The sequence below is a fragment of the Acinetobacter sp. CIP 101934 genome, from assembly GCF_000369585.1.
Classification (GTDB): domain Bacteria; phylum Pseudomonadota; class Gammaproteobacteria; order Pseudomonadales; family Moraxellaceae; genus Acinetobacter; species Acinetobacter schindleri.
This window is the reverse complement of record NZ_KB850099.1, coordinates 1-1,252: the sequence shown is the minus strand read 5'-3', so window position 1 is coordinate 1,252 and position 1,252 is coordinate 1. Positions and strand designations below refer to the sequence as shown.

Here is a 1,252-nt window from a genome sequence, read left to right as displayed (position 1 = left end):
AATATCGTGCCAAGTCTCGGCAAGTTCTTCTTGGTCTATCCATTCATTGAGTAAAGCAAAGATATGGATATGTGGATGCCACTCTTTTGTTTTTGGATTGTATGTATATTCAGTAGAGTAAAAAGCACCATCAATCTTACAAAATTGATTAAAACCGCGTCCCTTTTTCTTATAGTCATTATAACGATCTAAAAGCGTCCTAAATGAGCTTCTAAGGTGTTTAAAGCGTTCTTGAAGGTCTTGACCATTCTTAACCGTTAAGGTGATCAAAACAGGCTTTAATTTGCGATTCTGACGCATTAATTCTTCAATACGCTGAACATATCGGCTCATGGACTTAGCAGCCCTAACACCAGCACACATAGGGCATAACAAATGCTGAGAGCAATAATGAGCTTTAGCAAGTTTCACTTGGTCTATGGTGTAGTAATTATGGAATAGCAGAAATTGACCACAACCCTTTAATTTAGTTGCAGCCTTAAGAGCCTTATTAGATAGATCATTTTCACCTTCTGATTTGAAATCAACCTGCGTCCACAAATATTGTTCTTGTAGCTTCGCTCTATGTTTCAAAATCCCAAAACGTGTTATTCTATCCCTATGTTGATCTGCCTTAGCAGATTGCAAAGCCTGTATTTCATCACCCGCCAAAGTGTCCGAAATATGGGCTTTTTTATTGTCTTTTTTAAGCAATTTTTGTCCCCTAGTTAATCAATAGTATCAAGAGAAAGAAAAAACAGCGAGTAGCTTCGCTAACTCACTGTTTTTTATATAAATCACATTTGTTCTGCTAAAACAGGCTTTGCACCCTTAGCAACATAAAAAATAACATTACGACCACTGGCAAGAGCACCAACAGCAATAGAAATTTTTTGATTTAGAAAGTCTTTAAAGTCACGATAATCCTCTACAGATAACGTAAAAAGTTCATTTTTTACGTCACCATTTGGCAGGTCAACAGCACCTAAAATTTGCACCTTGTCACGATCTTCAAATTGATCACCGGTCTTTTTGTCTTTACCACCTTGTTGAGTAAAAACGTTTAATACTGTGCCTTCTAATTTAATCATTGGTAATCACCTAAAAGTTGAGCCATACCAAGAGCTGTATACACAGTACGATCTAAATATTCTTGAGCTTCTTTAGATGGATTTACTTTTTTAATTAAAGCTTCCAAGCGTTCAATTGGAAAAGTTTGAGGATCTTCACCAAATGCAGAACCGTATGAACTCTCATAATCGACATAGGCATG

3 protein-coding genes are annotated in these 1,252 nt (G+C 36.4%); all 3 read right to left on the bottom strand.

Annotation, left to right across the window (positions count from 1 at the left end; all coding sequences use genetic code 11):
* Window positions 1–693: protein rep (locus F899_RS15025; protein WP_005225616.1), on the bottom strand; the 693-nt coding region annotated here is incomplete at its 3' end.
* A gap of 83 nt (window positions 694–776) precedes the next feature.
* A complete protein-coding gene (locus F899_RS15020; protein ID WP_005225614.1) occupies window positions 777–1,070 on the bottom strand; it encodes a hypothetical protein in 294 nt (97 codons plus the stop codon).
* A partial coding sequence (locus F899_RS15705; protein ID WP_005225612.1) for a hypothetical protein occupies window positions 1,067–1,252 on the bottom strand: 186 nt, incomplete at its 5' end. The genes F899_RS15705 and F899_RS15020, both read right to left, overlap by 4 nt.